At 45.6% G+C, this 20,250-nt stretch carries 16 protein-coding genes; 11 read left to right on the top strand and 5 right to left on the bottom strand.

The annotated features are described in order from the left end of the window. Positions 1-61 precede the first annotated feature (61 nt). Complete coding sequence (gene infC, locus AB6E85_RS16000; protein WP_076654893.1) at positions 62-613, bottom strand: translation initiation factor IF-3; 552 nt, start codon at positions 611-613, stop codon at positions 62-64. Between the two features lie 2 nt (positions 614-615). Further along, on the bottom strand, positions 616-2,544 hold the full coding sequence (gene thrS, locus AB6E85_RS15995) for a threonine--tRNA ligase (protein ID WP_016768282.1): 1,929 nt from the start codon (positions 2,542-2,544) through the stop codon (positions 616-618). 401 nt (positions 2,545-2,945) lie between these two features. Between thrS and AB6E85_RS15990 the strand changes: the two genes are divergently transcribed. Further along, a complete protein-coding gene (locus tag AB6E85_RS15990) occupies positions 2,946-3,929 on the top strand; it encodes a DUF3187 family protein (protein ID WP_372143204.1) in 984 nt (327 codons plus the stop codon). Between the two features lie 114 nt (positions 3,930-4,043). On the opposite strand, the gene AB6E85_RS15985 is transcribed toward AB6E85_RS15990, so the two are convergent. Beyond that, entirely contained in the window at positions 4,044-4,787 is a 744-nt protein-coding gene (locus AB6E85_RS15985; protein WP_372143203.1) for a sporulation protein, read from the bottom strand. Between the two features lie 447 nt (positions 4,788-5,234). Here AB6E85_RS15985 and hutC point away from each other — a divergent pair, with 447 nt between their 5' ends. The 6 genes from hutC to AB6E85_RS15955 all read left to right on the top strand — a co-directional run bounded on the left by hutC (position 5,235) and on the right by AB6E85_RS15955 (position 12,605). Then, complete coding sequence (gene hutC, locus AB6E85_RS15980; RefSeq protein ID WP_017070233.1) at positions 5,235-5,948, top strand: histidine utilization repressor; 714 nt, start codon at positions 5,235-5,237, stop codon at positions 5,946-5,948. A 113-nt stretch (positions 5,949-6,061) separates the two neighbouring features. Further along, a complete protein-coding gene (gene hutI / locus AB6E85_RS15975) occupies positions 6,062-7,312 on the top strand; it encodes an imidazolonepropionase (protein WP_372143202.1) in 1,251 nt (416 codons plus the stop codon). Continuing rightward, positions 7,299-8,327 carry a formimidoylglutamase gene (hutG, locus tag AB6E85_RS15970; RefSeq protein ID WP_372143201.1) on the top strand — a complete coding sequence of 343 codons (1,029 nt, stop codon included), beginning with the start codon at positions 7,299-7,301 and terminating at the stop codon, positions 8,325-8,327. The genes hutI and hutG overlap by 14 nt, the downstream gene beginning before the upstream one ends. Before the next feature lie 84 nt (positions 8,328-8,411). After that, entirely contained in the window at positions 8,412-10,106 is a 1,695-nt protein-coding gene (hutU, locus tag AB6E85_RS15965) for a urocanate hydratase (protein WP_210454678.1), read from the top strand. A 14-nt stretch (positions 10,107-10,120) separates the two neighbouring features. Further along, positions 10,121-11,653 carry a histidine ammonia-lyase gene (gene hutH, locus AB6E85_RS15960; RefSeq protein WP_372143200.1) on the top strand — a complete coding sequence of 511 codons (1,533 nt, stop codon included), beginning with the start codon at positions 10,121-10,123 and terminating at the stop codon, positions 11,651-11,653. A gap of 226 nt (positions 11,654-11,879) precedes the next feature. Continuing rightward, on the top strand, positions 11,880-12,605 hold the full coding sequence (locus AB6E85_RS15955) for a DUF3581 domain-containing protein (RefSeq protein ID WP_010438254.1): 726 nt from the start codon (positions 11,880-11,882) through the stop codon (positions 12,603-12,605). A gap of 148 nt (positions 12,606-12,753) precedes the next feature. Here the strand turns inward: AB6E85_RS15955 and AB6E85_RS15950 are convergent, their stop codons facing one another. Then, complete coding sequence (locus tag AB6E85_RS15950) at positions 12,754-13,215, bottom strand: isoprenylcysteine carboxylmethyltransferase family protein (RefSeq protein WP_017066183.1); 462 nt, start codon at positions 13,213-13,215, stop codon at positions 12,754-12,756. A gap of 66 nt (positions 13,216-13,281) precedes the next feature. Next, positions 13,282-16,317 (bottom strand): FAD-binding and (Fe-S)-binding domain-containing protein, encoded by a 3,036-nt coding sequence (locus AB6E85_RS15945; RefSeq protein ID WP_372143199.1) that lies wholly within the window; start codon positions 16,315-16,317, stop codon positions 13,282-13,284. A gap of 222 nt (positions 16,318-16,539) precedes the next feature. Here AB6E85_RS15945 and AB6E85_RS15940 point away from each other — a divergent pair, with 222 nt between their 5' ends. The 4 genes from AB6E85_RS15940 (at position 16,540) to AB6E85_RS15925 (ending at position 20,143) form a co-directional block, all read left to right on the top strand. After that, positions 16,540-17,223, top strand: a complete 684-nt coding sequence (locus AB6E85_RS15940) for a DUF3334 family protein (RefSeq protein ID WP_050635104.1) — start codon at positions 16,540-16,542, stop codon at positions 17,221-17,223. A gap of 209 nt (positions 17,224-17,432) precedes the next feature. Next, a complete protein-coding gene (locus tag AB6E85_RS15935) occupies positions 17,433-18,122 on the top strand; it encodes a DUF2786 domain-containing protein (RefSeq protein ID WP_017059769.1) in 690 nt (229 codons plus the stop codon). Positions 18,123-18,235: 113 nt separating this feature from the next. Beyond that, positions 18,236-18,901, top strand: a complete 666-nt coding sequence (locus tag AB6E85_RS15930; protein ID WP_048607125.1) for an OmpA family protein — start codon at positions 18,236-18,238, stop codon at positions 18,899-18,901. Positions 18,902-19,057: 156 nt separating this feature from the next. Beyond that, complete coding sequence (locus AB6E85_RS15925; protein WP_372143198.1) at positions 19,058-20,143, top strand: hypothetical protein; 1,086 nt, start codon at positions 19,058-19,060, stop codon at positions 20,141-20,143. The last annotated feature ends 107 nt before the right edge of the window (positions 20,144-20,250 follow it).

Here is a 20,250-nt window from a genome sequence, read left to right as displayed (position 1 = left end):
TAGGGCGAATAAAACCCCGCAACCTGAGGCTGCAGGGTTCAATTACTTGCAAAGCCGTTAATTACTTCTTTTTAGGGGCCAACACCATGATCATCTGGCGACCTTCAATTCTCGTTGGGAAAGATTCGACTACTGCAAATTCTTCAGTATCCGCTTTCAAACGATTAAGAACGTCAACACCGATTTCTTGGTGAGCCATTTCGCGGCCACGGAAGCGAATTGTTACCTTCACTTTGTTGCCGTCTTCTAGGAAACCAGTCAGGTTGCGTAGTTTTACCTGATAGTCTCCAATATCAGTTCCAGGTCGGAATTTAATTTCCTTGATCTGAACCTGCTTTTGCTTCTTCTTCTGCTCTTTCGCAGCTTTGCTCTTCTCGAAGAGGAACTTACCGTAGTCCATCACACGACAAACTGGCGGCTCGGCGTTAGGGCTGATCTCTACAAGATCCATACCAGCTTCATTTGCAGCTTCCATCGCTTCAGCGATTGATACTACACCAACAGCTTCGCCGTCTGCGCCAGTTAGACGCACTTCACGAACGCCACGAATGTCACCGTTTAAACGGTGCTGGTTTTGTTTGGCCGGTTGTTGGCCACGTCTTCCGCCTTTAATAGCTATTCCTCCAGATTGAGCTTACGGCTTGAAACCTCGGCTTGGATGTATGAAATAAAGTCATCCACTTTAAATTTGCCAAGGTCCTTACCTTTACGTGTACGTACTGCAATTTCGCCGGCTTCCATTTCTTGGTCACCACACACAAGCATGAACGGTACACGTTTCAAAGTATGTTCGCGGATTTTAAAGCCAATCTTCTCATTTCTCAAGTCTGCTTTGACTCTAAATCCACTTTTTTGCAGTTTTTTCGTAATTTCTTGTACATATTCAGACTGTTTGTCTGTAATGCCCATGACAACTGCTTGTTCTGGCGCCAACCACGTTGGGAAGAAGCCAGCGTATTCTTCAATAAGAATACCGATGAAGCGTTCTAGTGAACCTAAAATCGCGCGGTGGATCATAACTGGCGTGTGACGCTCGTTATCTTCACCTACGTAAGTAGCACCTAAACGTTCTGGTAATGCAAAATCGAGCTGCACTGTACCACATTGCCAAGCGCGGTCCAAACAATCATGCAAAGTAAATTCAATCTTAGGTCCGTAGAACGCACCCTCGCCTTCTTGAATCTCGTATGCAATGTCCATTGCCTCTAGCGCTTGCTTAAGGTCAGCCTCTGCACGGTCCCACATTTCGTCTGAACCTACACGCTGTTCTGGACGAGTAGATAGCTTAACAACGATGCTTTCGAAGCCGAAAGTTGTGTAAGTATCGTAAACCATTTCAATACAAGCTTTAACTTCTTGTTGAACTTGGTCTTCAGTACAGAATACGTGAGCATCATCTTGAGTGAAGCCACGAACACGCATAATGCCGTGAAGTGCGCCAGACGGCTCGTTACGGTGACATGATCCGAACTCAGCCATACGTAGCGGTAGATCACGGTAAGATTTCAAACCTTGGTTAAAGATTTGAACGTGACCAGGACAGTTCATTGGCTTGATAGCGTATTCACGGTTCTCTGAAGAAGTAGTGAACATCGCTTCAGCGTACTTATCCCAGTGACCAGAGCGCTCCCAAAGAACACGGTCCATCATTAATGGGCCTTTAACTTCTTGGTAATCGTACTCAGTCAGTTTTTGACGAATAAATACTTCTAGCTCACGGAAGATAGTCCAACCGTTGTGGTGCCAGAACACCATGCCTGGTGCTTCTTGCTGCATGTGGAATAGGTCAAGCGCTTTACCGATTTTACGGTGGTCACGTTTAGCCGCTTCTTCTAGACGCACAAGGTGAGCTTTAAGCGCCTTCTTATCGTGGAATGCAGTACCGTAGATACGTTGAAGCATCTTGTTGTCACTGTTACCACGCCAGTAAGCACCCGCTACGTTAAGTAGAGTGAAGTGCTGACAGAAGCTCATGTTAGGCACGTGTGGACCACGACACATATCGATGTATTCTTCGTGATGGTACAGGCCTGGACGATCGTCTTTAGAAACGTTCTCGTCCAAGATTTCAATCTTGTAAGTCTCGCCGCGAGCTTCGAATGCGTCGCGCGCTTCCTGCCAGCTAACTTTCTTCTTAACAACCTGGTACTTGGTCTTCGCTAGCTCTTTCATGCGCTTTTCGATCTTTTCTAGATCTTCTTGCGTTAGAGAATGCTCAAGGTCGATATCGTAGTAGAAACCGTTATCGATAGTAGGACCGATCGCCATTTTCGCTTCTGGAAAAAGCTGCTTAACCGCGTGGCCTAAAAGGTGAGCACAAGAGTGACGAACGATCTCAAGGCCATCAACTTCATCTTTAGCGGTGATGATTTCTAGGCTTGCATCGTTTTCGATAAGATCACAAGCATCAACACGCTCGCCGTCTACACGACCAGCAATGGTTGCTTTCGCAAGACCAGGACCGATTGATAGGGCAACATCTAGAGTTGATACAGGGTTGTCAAATTGACGCTGACTACCGTCAGGAAGAGTAATAATTGGCATTATTTGTCCTTTACAGTGGTGTTGCACACCAAGCAACACATGAAAATGTTTAATATATGTCTTTCAATCAACGGGTACGCTGATTGGGGATATATGCATAATAAATATACCCACATAGAAGCAAATACAGATGCCCCACTTGTGAGTAGCCGAACATTGTAACGAAATTATATGAAATGACAATGACAGAGCGAACCCGCAAGCTCTCCAACGGCTTCGTTTGGTAAGGTTAACCATGCTGTGGTGACTTACCTACTCTTCTAATCCTCTTGATTACCAAGCTACACCGACTAAACAACTGCACCCTACCTGTTCCGAGTTAACTCATCCAACTTACCTCTTACAAACGAGTTATTTAGAACTAAGCTATATAGAAGCAACGGAGTGCAGATGAGGTGCATATGGAAAGACGGGCTACGTGTATATCGCTCATACGACCTTTACCGCTAATAATAGCCGCCATGTTTTCTGCGCCAAACGCATGGGCCAACAAAGATTACGGCCCCTTCATCAGTTATACCCAAGCACCACTGCAGTCGGTTCGCCTCACCCCGTCGCTCCGTTCAGGCTTCCCTCTTGAAGAGAATAAGGTTGAAGTATTTACAGCCTTAACTGCCGCGAGTATCTGGGCCCACTCTCACGACTATCACTTAGACTATTATCAAAACCAACTTCAAACAGGCCTACGATGGCAATTGACCACAGCATGGCAAGTAGAGCTCAATTACCGCTGGTTATACGCCGCCAATAATCATCTCGACAAAATCACCATTAACTTTCACGACCTATTTAGCATCGACCAAGCAGGTCGAGTTCAGAAAGACAGACACCAATTCGACATCTATGCACCAGACCATGGCGTCAATAATCGAGACTTCTCCGGCGACACATTGACTAGCGCTTTCACGCTCTACACCCAATATCAAATCATAGATATAGAAAACCACGGCTTATCTTTTGGCGTCTCCCTCTATCATAACAACGTCAGCCACGGTGCATTTAAGGGAAACAGCACCGAACAAAGCGCTCAACTCAACTATGCATACCAACTCGACATCAATACCTTCTATACAAGCTTAGGGTTAGCGAATCAGTCCAGTAGAGAAGTGGAGAATAGCTTTTCGCATAAGAAGACAACATGGTCATGGATGGGCGGCTATCAACTCACGCTATTTGAAAACCATGAATTGCACCTTGAATACCGTTGGTATGAAGGCGCAGAAGATGGTGACACTGAGTTTTCAGAAGCCGCGAATGAAATGATGTTTGGCTATCGTTATCTCATGCAACGCTCGGCAGTTGAGATATCCATAATCGAGAACATCTTCAATATGGATAACTCTACCGATGTTGCCTTTCAATTGGCCTATCGGCACCAGTGGTAAACCCATTTCAGAACGGGATAGATAGTAGAATCAAAAAAGCCGAACGGTTAAGTTCGGCTTTAGAAATCGTACTGTCTTTATTAATAGACAGAGCGACTGCTAACAGATAGATAACTACGCACTCATGATTCTTGATACAGCGTTGCGAATGTCTGAGTCGGCCGCGTTAGCTGGCAAGCTGAATGAGATGTATTGGTCGCCACGGAAGCTCATTGAGCGGTCGATTTCTGCTAGGCAGTGAACCATAGAGCCATCGACGATGAATGACAGCTCGATCTCTTTATTATTCATAAAACCTCCGCTGCGAAATTCAATCTCTTGATAACAACCGGAGCGAGAAGCAAAGCTGTTGCCTTTTAAGAACCCCTTCTCTACGTCCGCTTTCACCATTGCCATACCCGATGCTTCCACACCTTGGATAATTTTAGCGACTGTTGGCAGTGGATGAACGGAGATAAAGTCACGGTCTTTAGGATCAATCGCGAAGCCGATATCTAGGTTAGTTTCAACCCACACATGGGATTGGTTCATTTGTGCGTTCAACGCGGTAACTGGCGTTTCATCATTTAACTTAAGACGGAATGGCACCAATTTGGTTTCACCCGGTTGGATCACGAAAGGCTCTACGGCTTGAATACGACCCAGTGAAAAAGTTTCGTAGCTGGTGCTGTCTTCCGTTTCGACTTTTACTTCTGTGTTGAGAACCAAATTAATCAGGTCGATTTGTTGCTCAACGTCACCACCAACAATGTGAACATTGCCAGACAACTCTCCACCTTGGAAAACTTCAATATTATCTAAGACGGTATCAACCTTTGCTGCACCAATGCCCAAAGAGGCCTTTAATTTCTTAAACATATTATTTCCCTTTCTAATTATCTGATTAGCTAGGGCGTGTTGACCTTTCGTGGTTGAGTTTTGTTCGAGATAAAAGCGTTTTAATCGCGGCGAGGGAGAAGTAGCCTAGTCATTCTAAGCAAATCTCCCTCAACAAAGAGTAAAACGCTTTTAGCCGAACCCTTCGGGCAGCGTTTGCTGGTCATTTCTACTGCGTTATCGGCTTCTCATGTAGGCTAGCTACACATCAAAGCCTCTGACTTGTATAAATACCCAGCAACTCGCTGCAAAAACCAGCTCGAAAGATCAACATGCCCTACTAGTTATTGCGTGACAATTTGCGACACTTGCCTCACAGAATCAAGCAATTTGCCCCATCTATGTTGAATAAGGTCACATTGCCCGAGGAAATGTTGAAATCGTTAAAAAATCCGTTACTCTATTTGTATAGTCAAATAAGGTTTCATTATGTCGAAAGCGCCGCTCTACCTTCAGATAAAACAGTTCATAGACGACAAAATTACCAATGGTCACTGGCCGGTGGGTTATCAAATCACCACCGAACTCGAACTCACAGAGCAGTTCAATGTGAGTAGAATGACGGTCAATAAAGCCATTCGCGATCTTGTGTCTGAAGGCAAGCTCATCAGGAAGCCAAGGCTTGGCACTTTTGTTTGTGAACCCGACGAAAAAGCGCAATCTCCGCTGCTTGATATCAACAACATCGCGCAAGAGATCAAAGACCGCGGCCAAACGTATACTAGCCAAGTTATCAAGCACGATAGTATCAAGGCTGATGAAAGCACGGCTACACGGTTAGGTGTGATGATTAACGCAGAGGTCTTCTATAGTGAAATCATACACTTTGCCGACAACACGCCGATACAATTGGAAGCGCGCTGGGTGAATTCTCAAGCCGCGCCAAAATACTTAGAGCAAGACTTTTCAACCTCTACACCTAACGAATACCTTTCAAAAAGCTGCCCGTTAAGTGCTATCGAGCATACGGTTGAAGCCATTATTCCTGACTCTCAAATCAGAACGTCACTAAAACTTTCTGAATCAGAACCTTGCCTACTTTTGAATAGAAGAACATGGAGCAAAGAACGTCTCATCAGCTTTGCATTGCTCTACCATCCTGGCTCTAAGTACAAATTAAGCTCCAAGATACTTCTAGATTAAAGAACATCATCCTGATCGCCGATCACATTTTTGCAACATCAACTTGATTCGGGTCAGCGTTTAGCCTATTTATTTGTATATACATTTAATGTTTAGCAAAGATCTAGGTGATTATGAATTTGATCCTCAAAAACGCACGAGTGGTCTCCATGAGCTTGGGAGCCGACGGTTATCAGCCCTCTTCCCCTCAAGATATCGTTATCGAAGACGGTAAGATCGTGTCTATCTCTTGTTCAAACCACGAAGTACATACTTCTGAGGTAGAACTACCGAGCACTGATAGCTCTGCGGATTACATTACCTATGATTGCAAGAACAAACTTGTTACCCCGGGGCTGATTGATTGCCACACACATCTCGTATTTGCAGGTAATCGCGCCAACGAGTTTGAGCAGCGTTTGAATGGTGTCTCTTACACCGACATCGCCAAGCAAGGCGGTGGTATTTTAGCGACAGTAACCGCGACCCGCGCAGCGAAAGAGTCTGAGCTGGTTGAAATGGCACTACCTAGACTTGATGGCCTACTAAGAAGTGGCGTAACCAGCATCGAAGTAAAATCTGGCTATGGTTTAACACTTGAAGATGAGCTCAAGATGCTGCGTGCAGCCAAAGCGTTAGAGAATCATCGCCGCATTAAAATCACCACTACTCTCCTTGCAGCGCATGCTGTGCCACCTGAATATAAAGAACAACCAAATCGTTACATAGATCTGGTTTGCCAAGAGATCATTCCTAAAGCTGCGGAGCAAGGGCTCGCCGATGCCGTTGACGTGTTCTGTGAATCTATCGGCTTCAACCTAGAACAAACCGAACGTGTATTTGCAGCAGCCAAAGCACATGGGCTAGCGATTAAAGGCCACACTGAACAACTTTCAAATATGGGCGGCAGTGCGCTCGCAGCTAAATACGGTGCACTCTCTGTCGACCATGTTGAATACCTTGATGAAACCGGAGTAAAAGCACTGGCAGAATCAGGCACAGTTGCCACCTTATTACCCGGTGCTTTCTACTTCTTGAAAGAGACTCAACAGCCACCTGTTGCTTTACTTCGTGAACACAAAATCCCAATGGCGATCGCGACCGACTTAAACCCCGGCACTTCACCCTTTGCGGATTTAACGCTGATGATGAACATGAGCTGCACCCTGTTTGGCACGACACCTGAAGAAGCATTGCGTGGTGTAACTTGTAACGCTGCAGCTGCCATTGGTGAGTTACAAACCAAAGGCAAAGTCGAAATCGGTTATGCCGCAGATCTAGCTATCTGGAATATCGACCACCCTGCCGATCTAAGCTATCAAGTCGGTGTTCCTCATCTGCATAAACGCATTGTTAATGGCGAGGTGTGTCATGACTCAATCTAAATCCAACGGTATCCAAGAAAACGTAGAAACCGTAAATAACTTTGTTTGGACCGGACGTAATGATCTTGAAGATGGCGCACTCGGTACTCGCGTTCATCACATTACCAAGCAAGTACAAAGTAGTGACTTAAGTGACGAGCTGACTGACAGCGCTATCGCCTTGGTTGGCTTTGCCAACGATGCCGGTGTTGCAAGAAATAAAGGACGCGTAGGCGCGAAACAAGCACCTAACTTGATACGCCAAGCTCTGGCGAATATGGCTTGGCACAGTGACGCACGCATCGCCGATCTCGGTGATATCGAATGCAATGACGATCAATTAGAAGTCAGCCAAAAACAGTGTGCATCTGTGATTGCCAATGCTCTATCAACTAACAAAGTGATTACCCTTGGCGGTGGTCACGAAGTGGCTTGGGCATCTTTTCAAGGTCTCGCTGAGCACCTAAATAACATTCAATCAGAACACAATCCTAAGATCGGCATCGTTAACTTTGATGCTCACTTTGATCTTCGTGAATTTGAAAGCGACATCGCCGATGTTAAACCGAGCTCAGGCACGCCTTTTAACCAGATAAGTGATTACTGCCACACACATCAATGGCCGTTTCATTACGCTTGTCTTGGCGTTAGCGCGGCTAGTAATACCAAAGCGCTGTTTAATAAAGCTGACCAACTGGGCGTGTGGTATGAACACGACCGCGACATGACCCAAATAAACCAAGTCGCTCAACTGGTTAAGTTGCAAAAATTCATCGCTGAGTGTGATTACCTCTATCTCACTATCGACCTCGATGTTTTCCCCGCAGCTACTGCGCCGGGCGTCAGTGCACCAGCGGCAAGAGGCGTGAGCTATGAAGCACTCGCTCCTTTTCTAGAACAGATTTTCAAACACCGTGAAAAACTCATTATCGCGGACATTGCGGAATACAACCCAGACTACGACATCGATGGCCAAACGGCTCGATTGGCGGCTCGTTTGTGTTGGGATATTGCCAGTGCAATGGCAGGCGACTAATCCAGCTATACCGATAACTACAACTACAACTACAACTACAACTACAACTACAACGATATAACGTGAAACAGAAGGAATTCCAAAATGACGGAACACCACAACAGTGACCCTCGTCTCGACACGACTCGCGAAATTCGCGCACCTCATGGCACTACTTTGCGCGCTAAATCTTGGTTAACAGAAGCACCACTGCGTATGCTGATGAACAACCTAGACCCTGATGTGGCAGAACACCCACATGCACTGGTTGTGTATGGCGGTATTGGTCGCGCTGCGCGTGATTGGAAATGTTATGACAAGATTGTGGAAGTATTGGAGCGTTTAGAGGACGACCAAACGTTACTTGTTCAATCAGGTAAACCTGTAGGCGTGTTCCCGACTCATAAAAACGCACCTCGCGTACTGATCGCTAACTCGAACCTTGTTCCACACTGGGCGAACTGGGAACACTTCAACGAGCTCGATAAAGAAGGCTTGATGATGTACGGCCAAATGACCGCGGGCAGCTGGATCTACATTGGCTCTCAAGGCATCGTTCAAGGTACTTACGAAACCTTTGTCGCGATTGCCAAGAAGCACTTCCAAGGTGAAGCGAACGGCAAGTGGGTTCTAACTGGCGGTCTTGGTGGCATGGGCGGCGCTCAACCTCTTGCTGCAACGATGGCTGGCTTCTCAATGATCGCTGTGGAGTGTGATGAATCACGAATCGACTACCGCTTGCGTACTGGCTATGTAGACAAAAAAGCCACCAGCTTAGATGAAGCGATGGCAATGATTAAAGAGTCAGATACACCTATATCAGTTGGTTTATTAGGTAATGCCGCAGACGTATTCCCAGAGTTAGTTGAACGCAATATCACACCAGATGTGGTGACTGACCAAACATCTGCCCACGATCCACTAAACGGCTACTTGCCGCAAGGTTGGACGATGGAGAAAGCCGCACAAGAGCGCACCATTGATGAAGCAAAAGTGGTGAAAGCCGCTAAGCAATCTATGGCGATTCAAGTACAAGCGATGCTAGACCTGCAATACCGCGGCGCAGCGACCGTGGATTACGGTAATAACATTCGCCAAATGGCACTAGAAGAAGGCGTAGAAAACGCGTTTGATTTCCCAGGTTTCGTTCCGGCTTATATTCGACCTTTATTCTGCGAGGGCGTCGGACCGTTCCGCTGGGCTGCCCTATCTGGTGACCCAGAAGACATCTACAAAACAGACCAAAAAGTAAAAGAACTGATTCCAGACAACCCACATCTACACAACTGGCTAGATATGGCGCGTGAACGTATTCAGTTCCAAGGCCTGCCAGCGCGTATCTGTTGGGTTGGATTGAAAGATCGTGAACGTTTAGGCCAAGCATTCAATGAAATGGTCAAAAATGGCGAACTGAAAGCACCGGTTGTTATCGGTCGTGACCACCTAGATTCAGGCTCAGTAGCAAGCCCGAACCGCGAAACAGAAGGCATGATGGATGGATCAGATGCAGTATCAGATTGGCCTCTATTGAATGCCCTTCTGAACACAGCTGGCGGCGCAACTTGGGTTTCTCTGCACCACGGTGGTGGCGTTGGTATGGGCTTCTCGCAACACTCAGGCATGGTGATTTGTTGTGACGGTAGTGAAGATGCATCACAGCGTATTGCTCGCGTACTTCATAATGACCCAGCAACCGGCGTTATGCGTCATGCAGATGCGGGTTACGATATTGCTAAGCAGTGTGCTAAAGAGCAGAAACTTGATTTACCTATGCTAAACGAAGAACTTCGTCGCCTTTAATGTCTGGAGAGAACATGTTGAATTTATTACTTAAGCCAGGACTACTAGGCCTATCTGAACTGCGCAAAATCAGCCGTAGCCCTGTAAACCTGTCACTGGATCCAGCTGCAATCCCTGATATTGAAGCGAGCATGCAGGTTGTCGAGCAGGTGATTGCTGAAGATCGTACTGTGTATGGCATCAATACGGGTTTTGGCTTGTTAGCAAATACCAAGATTGCGCCTGAAGATCTCGAAGTTCTACAGAAAAGTATCGTACTTTCTCACGCAGCGGGCATTGGCAAATTTATGTCTGATGAAACCGTGCGCTTGATGATGGTATTGAAGATTAACAGCTTGTCTCGCGGTTACTCGGGTATCCGCCTCAAAGTGATTAACGCTCTTATCGATCTTGTGAACGCACAGGTTTACCCATGTGTCCCACAAAAAGGATCAGTAGGCGCATCTGGAGATCTTGCTCCCCTCGCCCACATGAGTACCGTTCTGCTAGGTGAAGGCCAAGCAAGACATAACGGCAAGATCATCACGGGTTTAGAAGCAATGCAGATCGCAGGCTTGGAGCCAATCACGTTAGCGCCGAAAGAAGGCTTAGCACTATTAAACGGCACACAAGCATCGACTGCATTCGCGTTAGAAGGTCTGTTCGCAGCAGAAGACTTGTTTGCGTCCGCAACCGTATGTGGCGCGATGTCTGTTGAGGCAGCGCTGGGTAGTCGTCGTCCGTTTGACCCTCGTATACACCGCGTTCGTGGTCATCGTGGCCAAATGGATGCCGCGCTTGCTTACCGTCACATGCTTGATCAAAAGAGTGAGATTGGTGAATCACACACTTGCTGTGAAAAGGTTCAAGACCCTTACTCGCTGCGTTGTCAGCCTCAAGTGATGGGTGCCTGTTTACAGCAAATTCGTAATTCAGCAGAAACGTTAAACGTTGAAGCGAACTCGGTATCGGATAACCCACTGGTATTTGCTGAAGACGGCGACATTATTTCAGGTGGTAACTTCCACGCAGAACCTGTGGCAATGGCAGCGGATAATCTAGCACTTGCGATTGCAGAAATTGGTAGCCTTTCTGAACGAAGAATGGCACTGCTGATTGATAGCGCGCTAAGCAAACTGCCACCTTTCTTAGTCGATAATGGCGGCGTGAACTCAGGCTTTATGATTGCTCAAGTAACGTCTGCTGCTTTAGCAAGCGAAAACAAAACACTGGCACACCCAGCATCAGTCGACAGCCTTCCAACATCGGCAAACCAAGAAGATCATGTATCTATGGCAACCTTTGCGGGTCGTCGACTGCGTGACATGGCAGAAAACACTCGTGGCATCTTGGCCGTTGAATACTTAGCAGCAGCACAAGGCTTGGACTTCCGAGCGCCAAACCTATCTTCACCTCGAGTAGAAGAAGCGAAACAGATTCTGCGTGAAAAAGTGAGCTTCTACGACAAAGACCGTTACTTCTCACCAGATATCGAGCAAGCGAACCTATTGCTCAAATTATCAGTGCACAATCACCTAATACCAGAAGGTATTCTGTGTAGCTTTTAAGACAGAAACAACCTGAACAACACCCATTAGAGTGTTATATAAACAAGGGCTATTGATTAGCCCTTGTTGCATTGAGCCAAAGACCATATTCCCCTTGAAATCGTCACATACCATCCAACATATTTATCTAATCGATTGATATATAAGCAAAGTTAACTGGATAGACCATTAGAGCGAAGTTAGTTAGCTATAATCCACCCCAGATTTGATGACTAATAGCGATACTATGTTTCTGACACCTTACTTTTCTACTGAAGACAATCAATTTCAATTCACTCGTGAACAAGCTAGCCACTTTGCTAAAAAAGTAGCCGCTGACTTCAACCCAATTCACGATGAAGACAACAAGCGCTTCTGCGTGCCTGGCGACCTTTTGTTTGCAGTTCTTCTGCAGAAAGAAGGCATCAGCCAAAAAATGCGTTTTGATTTTTCAGGTATGGTGGGTAACGGTATTGCGCTAAGCGTTGACAACAAATGTGAGAAAGAAAGCTCACTGGTTGACGAGAAAGGCAAAGAGTACCTGCACATGTCTTGTGAAGGTGAAAAGAGCCACGACCAAGCGTTCATCGAGCACGTAGTAACAAACTACGTTAAGTTCTCTGGCATGAACTTCCCTCACATCATGGTTCCTCTTATGGAAGAACAACAGATGATGATCAACTGCCAACGTCCTCTTGTGATTTACGAGAGCATGGAAGTTGAATTTACTCGCCTAGACCTGTCTCACCCAGAAGTTGAATTCTCTGGCGCGACTTTTGATGTTGAAGGTAAGCGCGGCATCGTGACTCTGAACTTCGATTTCAAAGAAGATGGTGAAGTAGTAGGTAAAGGCGTGAAGCGCATGGTAGCAAGTGGCCTTAAGCCATACGACCAAGCTTCTGTAGACGACCTAGTAAACCGCTTCAACGAGCGCAAAGAGATGTTTCTAGCTCAGTTCGCAGCCGCTGCTTAATCAGCTCTAGAACAAGATCAATAAAGCCCAGCTTGATAATCTCAAGCTGGGCTTTTTTATTTTGATTACTAAGCCATTAAGCCATTAAGCCATTAAGCCATTAAGCCATTAAGCCATTAAGCCATTAAAGCCTGCTCTCAAATCATCACTAAATCCAGCGCCTAACCTTTTGTTTGTAATCAACATATTCCGCACCGAATAATTGTTCTAGTGCTCGCTCTTCGGGTTTGATTTGGAAGTAATTCATGTAGATTACGAAGCCAAAGCTAAGTAGTACACTGAAGATATTCTGGAAGAAGTAGCCAAAGCAAAACAGTAGGATGAATAGCCCTAAGTACATTGGGTTTCGCGTGTAGCCAAAAATTCCACTGTCCACGACGGCTGAAGCGGTTTCTACTTTGATCGGGTTAACGGTGGTTTTCTGTTTTCGAAATTCCAATATGCCGGATATTCCGATCACACCACTCAATGTGACTCCGATTCCTAACACAATCATTCCATAAGGCAATGCCAGTGTCCCTTGGCTCAACTGTTGAGCGCAGAAGTATGATGCTACGAATACAATAATGAACAGTGCAACTGGTGGTACTTTTAATTCTAGAAATTTCATACTTTTCCTTATTAACATTCCTTTGTTAGTTTAGAAAAAAGCCCAGCAATTGCTGGGCTAAATGTATTAGAGAATTTTTGCTAGCGCCTGTAATGGGTGAGCAAGCTTCTCACCTTCAAAACGCTTCACTTGGCTGCGGCAAGAATAACCCGTCACCAAACAACGATCTTTTGGTAAGTCCTGCATTTGAGGCTTCCAGCTTAAACCGTATATGTCTTTCGACATTTGCAGCTTATCGACTTCGTGGCCGAAAGTACCCGCCATACCACAACAGCCGACAGGAACGCTGGTTAACGCCGCACCAAAGTGTTTGAAGATAGTGCCCCACTCTTTTTCAGCGTTCGGCATTTTGGTTTTCTCAGTACAGTGAGCAAACAAGTACCACATATCTTCACTTGCTGAACGTGCTTCGAACTCACCTAGTGATGGCATTAACCATTCATGCACGGTAAGCACATCAAAGTCGCCGCGCTTGTCACCTAAGATCTCGACGTATTCATCGCGATAACAAAGCACAAGAGCAGGATCAACACCGACCAAAGGAATACCGATATCCGCCACCATCGACAAGAAATCCGAAGTCGATTTCGCCTCACGTGCAAATCGATTTAAGAAACCCTTGATGTGTAGCGCTTTACCATTCGGTTTGAACGGCAGCAGTACCGGTGTTTTGCCCAGCTTTTGAGCCAGAGTGACGAAGTCTTCAATCACCTCTGCATCATAGAAGCTGGTAAACGGGTCCTGAACGATCAGCACATGCTGTTTCTTCTGTTCAGAAGACAAGCCTTCTAAATACTGTAAGTCGAAGAATTGCAACTCTTTACTTGCTAGACGATTTTTTAGCGTAGGCACCGACATCAGCGGTGCATCAACATAACCGACCGTTTTAGCTGTCGCCGTTTGGATCCACTTTTGACCTAATACAGCGTTCACTACTTTTGGCGCTTTCGCCATCAGCGGCAGCATGGTTTCAATGTTGGCGACTAAATAGTCTTTTGCTGGGCGTTGGTAACGCGAGTAATAGATGTTTAAGAATCGTGAGCGGAAACTTGGTACATCGACTTTGATCGGGCATTGACTCGCACACGCTTTACACGCCAAACAACCGTTCATCGCTTCATGAACTTCATGTGAGAAATCGTATTCGTGGCGTTTGTTCATCGTGTTACGAACACGCTCAATCATAGTCTTAACGGGTGTATTGTCTTTCAACGCTTCTTGCTCAAGGTCAAGAATATCAACGCCTTGTTCAGTCAGTTGACGCAACCACTCTCTTACCAAGCCTGCGCGGCCTTTTGGTGAATGACGTCTGTCAGCCGTAACTTTCATTGAAGGACACATTGGCGAGCTAGTATCGTAGTTGAAACACAAGCCGTTACCATTACATTCCATCGCTTGCTTGAAGCTATCACGAACTTGTACGTCGATCTGACGGTCATAGAAACCACGCTTAGTATCGGTGACTTTCACCAACTCAGCATCGCTTTCTAAAGGCGTACAGATTTTGCCTGGGTTCATCTTGTTGTGCGGGTCGAATGCTGCTTTAACACGTCTTAATTCGGTAAACAGCTCTTCACCAAAGAAGTCAGGACCATACTCAGAACGGAAGCCTTTACCGTGTTCACCCCACATCAAGCCGCCGTATTTCGCCACCAGCTTAACCACTTCATCAGAGACTTCATGCATCAATGCTTCTTGCATCGGGTCACACAGATCCAATGCCGGACGAACGTGTAATACGCCCGCATCCACGTGACCAAACATGCCGTAGTTCAACTCTTTTGAATCGAGCAACACTCTAAATTCAGAGATGAAATCCGCGAGGTTTTCTGGTGGTACACAAGTATCTTCAGCAAAAGCGACGGGCTTAGCTCGGCCTTTCGCCGCACCTAACAGACCCACCGCTTTCTTACGCATATTGTAGATTCGGCCAATGCTCGCCAAGTCGCTACACACTTGGAAACCAATCACCCCGGCTTCTTCGCTTTCAACCATGGTTTCAAGGCGTGCAGTCAGCGCTTGAACTTGCTGTTCAACTTCTGCTTCATCTTGGCCTGCAAACTCAACCATGTTGATGCCAAGCATCTCTTTGTTCGGAACATCAGTCAGCAGGTCACTCACGGTGTGCCAAACAATGTCTTGCTTCGCTAGGTTCAGTACTCTTGAATCCACCGTTTCAACAGACAGTGCTTTCGCTTCCACCATGAACGGCGCATTACGCAACGCAGAATCAAACGTGTTGTATTTCACGTTAACCAGTGTGCGCGCTTTTGGAATCTTGGTTAGGTTTAACTTTGCTTCCGTGATGAATGCTAACGAACCTTCAGCGCCACATAGAACGCGAGTCAGGTCAAAGCTATCGTCTTGTTCGCTTATCGCATTCTTTAGGTCGTAGCCTGTTAAGAAGCGATTCAGCGGAGGGAATTTATCTAAGATTTGAGCGCGCTTGTCTCGACAAACCGCCTCAGTCACCGCAAGTGCATGGTGAGCCAATTCACCCTCAACAGGTAAGCCGTGTGATAAATCAGATTCTAGACATGAACCATCTGCGAACACCGCTTGCAGCGACAATACATGGTCTGAGGTTTTACCGTACTTCAATGACCCTTGACCCGAAGCATCGGTATTTATCATACCACCCAAGGTTGCTCGGTTACTGGTAGAAAGGTCTGGAGAGAAAAAGTAACCATAAGGGCGAACAGCGTCGTTCAATTGATCTTTAACGACACCAGACTGAACTCTTACCCAGCCTTCTTTCTCGTTAATCTCAAGAACCTTATTCATGTATCGCGACAGGTCAACCACGACACCTTTTGTTAAAGATTGTCCGTTGGTTCCGGTACCGCCGCCACGAGGGGAAAAAGTCACGCGTTCGTAAGCGGATTTAGAAACCACTTTACCGATAAGCACAACATCTTGCGTTGTTTTAGGAAGGATGACCGCCTGCGGCAATTGCTGATAGACACTGTTATCAGTCGCCACAGCCAAACGGCTAGAATATTGAGATTCAATGTCGCCAGTAAAGCCCGCTGTTTTTAGTTCATCTAAAAAGCGTACGACAACTGGATCGACATCAGCATTGAGTTGAAGTCTTGGTAACATTTGCTTCCTGCCCCTACTTCGCTGATCCTATCAGCATTGGGTTATCTGAGATTTTTAATAATTTTCTTTGAATTTCGTCACTTTACTACTATTAAGATCATATAAAAAGGTGATCAAATCAGAATCTCAGTGCAAGAATGGAGAAATAGTCACTTTCGTCTTAATTCAGTAGCAATATACTGAATAACATTTTGTTTAAGACATCTCCACGAGCACATCACAATGAAAAAAAACAAAACAGTCACAACTGAAGATATCCTTCTTAAACTATGCCAATCAGTCTCAAGCGTACTGACTTCAGCGACGGCTTCTCAGGTGTCCTATTCAGCCATGGTTCAAAAGATCAACAAGACAAGCCTAAAGCCAGATTTTGGTTGCTTCGTTCTGTTTGACGGCGGCTTTTCTGGTCTTGTTGTTATCAATTTTACGTCCAAAGCAGCGCTAGAGATCTACACCAATTACATGCGCAATATGGGCATGCCTGAAAACGAGCTCGCTGTGCTTCATACTTCAGACGAAGTGGGCGATGTATTAGGTGAGCTGATGAACCAATTGGTTGGCGATTTCACTAATAAAATCCGCAAAGAGCTGCAAACCAACATCACACAAAACCAACCGAAAATGCTGGCTCTGAACAAGCAAGTTAACCTTTCTGTTGATACTAATCTCGATCGTCCACAAGCTCGTCGTGTGACCTTCTCTACCGCTAATAACAACATTTTCTACCTTGAGCTTGCGATGGATAAGACCGAATTCATTCAATTGGAAGAATTTGAAATCGCAGAAGACGAATGTCCAGATAGCATTCTTGAGGCGACTCAGAAAAAAATGCAAGAAGCGAACAAGCCAGTTCAAAGCTCAGGCAATGATTCTGCAGCAGATCTACTCGATGAACTGGGTATCTAGATTACTAATACTCTAGTTAATCAGGAAAATCGTGTCACTAACGCCATCAATACGCTTGATGGCGTTTTTGTTTTTGTCGCCAACTGGGCTCATGCAGTTCAATGTTCACCACCTCACTTGTTCATCAAACCAGTTTTGCCTTTCTGTTACCCGCGAAAACATGTAAAATGTTGGACTTTTAAAAATTTGCGGTACTGATTAAATTGTCGATGGATAAGAAAAAAGCCCTAAAGAAAATTGCCAAGTGTCTTGAGCTTGGAAATTCTGCGAACGTCAATGAAGCTGCCAATGCGATAAAAATGGCGCATAACTTGATGCTGAAATATGGTCTCGAAAAAGACGATATTGAATTTATCAAGATGGGGAAAACTCAGTCCAGTCACCTGTTACCTGCAAATATCAGTTCTACACTGCTGCGTGTTATTCGCGGTATCAACACCAAATTTGGCGTAGAAGCAGTCTTGCTGAATCACAAAGGCCTCAAGCGTGTTGAGTTCATTGGTGAAGCCGACCGCGCGATCTTCGCAGCCTTCGCTTTCGATATCATTTATCGTGAACTGAATGAACACACCGGCCAATTCAGAAATAGCTTTGCTGGCTCTGGCACAGGGTCATTAGAAGTGACACGCCGCGTGAACTCGTTTGTTTCAGGCTGGGTTGAAGGTGCGCTTGAAAAGCTACCAACCATTACCCCAGACGACGAATCAAACAACAAGATCAATAACTACATTGATAAAGAATTCAAAAATATCGACCGTGAAACGTTCAAGCAGCAACTGAGAGAAGCGATGAAAAACCTCACCGCCGATTATGAAGTTGGTTTGAAGAAAGGTCGTAAATTGTCTGTTAATCGACCAGTTGGCGGTACCCAGGCAGCTAAAAAGATAACTAAATCATAGAGCCACTTTACATTACTTCGACGTATTGATAAAAACCATCAATAAGATTTACAGGACTATGTTTGTCACTCGGATTCATTCGTTTGACAGAAGTACATGATGGAGAAAATACGTTGAAAAAAATCACACTAGCCCTAGCGCTTACTATCGCTTTAACGGGTTGTCAGGCAACTCAACGCCAAAACGCGACAACTGGCGAATCTGAGACTAACTCTGCAACTCAAGGCGCTCTAATTGGTGCACTCGCTGGTGCCGTTGCTGGTGCTGCAACTGGTGACTCTAAAGACCGTGGTAAACGTGCACTTATCGGTGCAGCAGGTGGTGCGGCTGTTGGTGGTGGTATTGGTTACTACTTTGATCGACAAGAAGCTGCCCTTCGTGAAGAGCTAATGAATTCAGGCGTTCAAGTTGAACGTGTCGGCGAAAACCAACTTCTACTTCGCCTAGAAAACGGCATCGGTTTTGATTCTGGCTCTTACGCTTTAGAATCAAGCATTCACAACACACTTCGCGGCGTTGCTCGTATCCTCGTTGAATACCCAGACACTAGCCTAGTGATTGAAGGTCACACTGACAGCACTGGCAGCGAATCGACAAACCAAATCCTTTCTGAGCGTCGTGCTGAATCTGTTCGTGCATTCTTGATCTCTCAAGACGTTGCTGCAGGTCGTGCCATTGCTCGTGGTAACGGTGAGCGTTACCCTCTATGTGACAACAACACCTCTCAAGGTCGTGCTTGTAACCGTCGCGTAGAAATTCAAATCTTGCCGCTTAAGTAGCACGATTAAAGCCCAGTCCATCTTTATCTATTGAATTAACCTCTATATAGTTGTTTATCAGTTATGTTACTCATTTAACGTGATAATAATAACCAACAACCATAAAGCGTATTCATACTGACATATCGATTCTGGGCTTTTTACGAGACTTATCTTTTGCTGATCCTATCCAACATTCTGTCATCATCACTTCTTAGAGCTCTATTTCTAGCCCTCATCTTTTCCACGATACAGCTGTCCACCACACGTTTCGTGCACGCAGCAAGCAGTGATGAATTTTCACTAGAATCACAACCTCAAGATCCAGTTTCTCAATACCAGTTAGCTCAAGCTTATGAATCGGGTATCGACGTTCCTGTTAGCACCAGTGATGCATTGTATTGGTACACGCAGTCGGCAGAAAACGGCAACCCAAACGCGCAATTTAGACTGGGTGAATGGCACTTGGCAGGAAAAGGTGTTGAACAAAGTAACAAGCTTGCTTTGGAGTGGTTTATTAAAGCAGCGTTGCAAGGTAACCAGCGCGCGCCTATCCAGGTCGCAAAGCTCTACGAAACCTCACTTGATAAGGAGCTCCTTCAACCATTAGATAAAGCGCAGCTATGGTATGAAGCAGCCTTAAAAAACAACCCGAATGCAGAAGATGGCTACAACCGTGTTCTAGAAGCGCAATTCAACCAGCAACGTGCAAAACAGATCTCTTCAATTGAACAGCTCGATGACAGCATCGACTCTGAAATAGACACCAGTCAGGGGTTATCTCAGCACGTACAATCTAACCAAGCATCACGCTCTAACCTCTCCAGTTCTAACCTAACTAGCTCTGACTATCTGATTGGCACAGCCTTGGCGGTGTTGATTTCAATTATCAGCATTATTGCGACTCTCGTTATCTCAAGAAAAAGACAAGCTCTAGAGTCGGGTGATTCACGACAGCAACAACAATCACTGGAAGCGCAGCTTAGCTCGAAGGACCTGACGATTAAGCAGCAAAAACGTCAGCTGCACACTATGTTTCACGAGTTGAAGAAGCAGAAAAACAGCAAAGGTCTAAGTAATTTGCAAGTGGCTTGCGCGCTATTTGGCTACACACCTAGCTCAATCCCTGACCAAAAAAGCATCAAGATCCGATACAAACAGCTATCAAAGATCTACCATCCAGATGGTCACGGATGTGACGAAGAAATGAAACGTTTGAACAATGCGCTAAAAACCATTTTACAAAATGTTACAAAATCGTAAACAAACACACATCTTCATTTTTCAAGATCTCAAAGATATCGATTTTATTGGTGTTGCAATCGATCCCCCTCTCAAAAACGGGTAACAAACTATTAACTAATAGGTCT

It is taken from the genome of Vibrio sp. 10N.247.311.51 (assembly GCF_041467855.1).
GTDB lineage: Bacteria > Pseudomonadota > Gammaproteobacteria > Enterobacterales > Vibrionaceae > Vibrio > Vibrio coralliirubri.
This window is presented reverse-complemented; position numbering and strand designations above follow the sequence as displayed.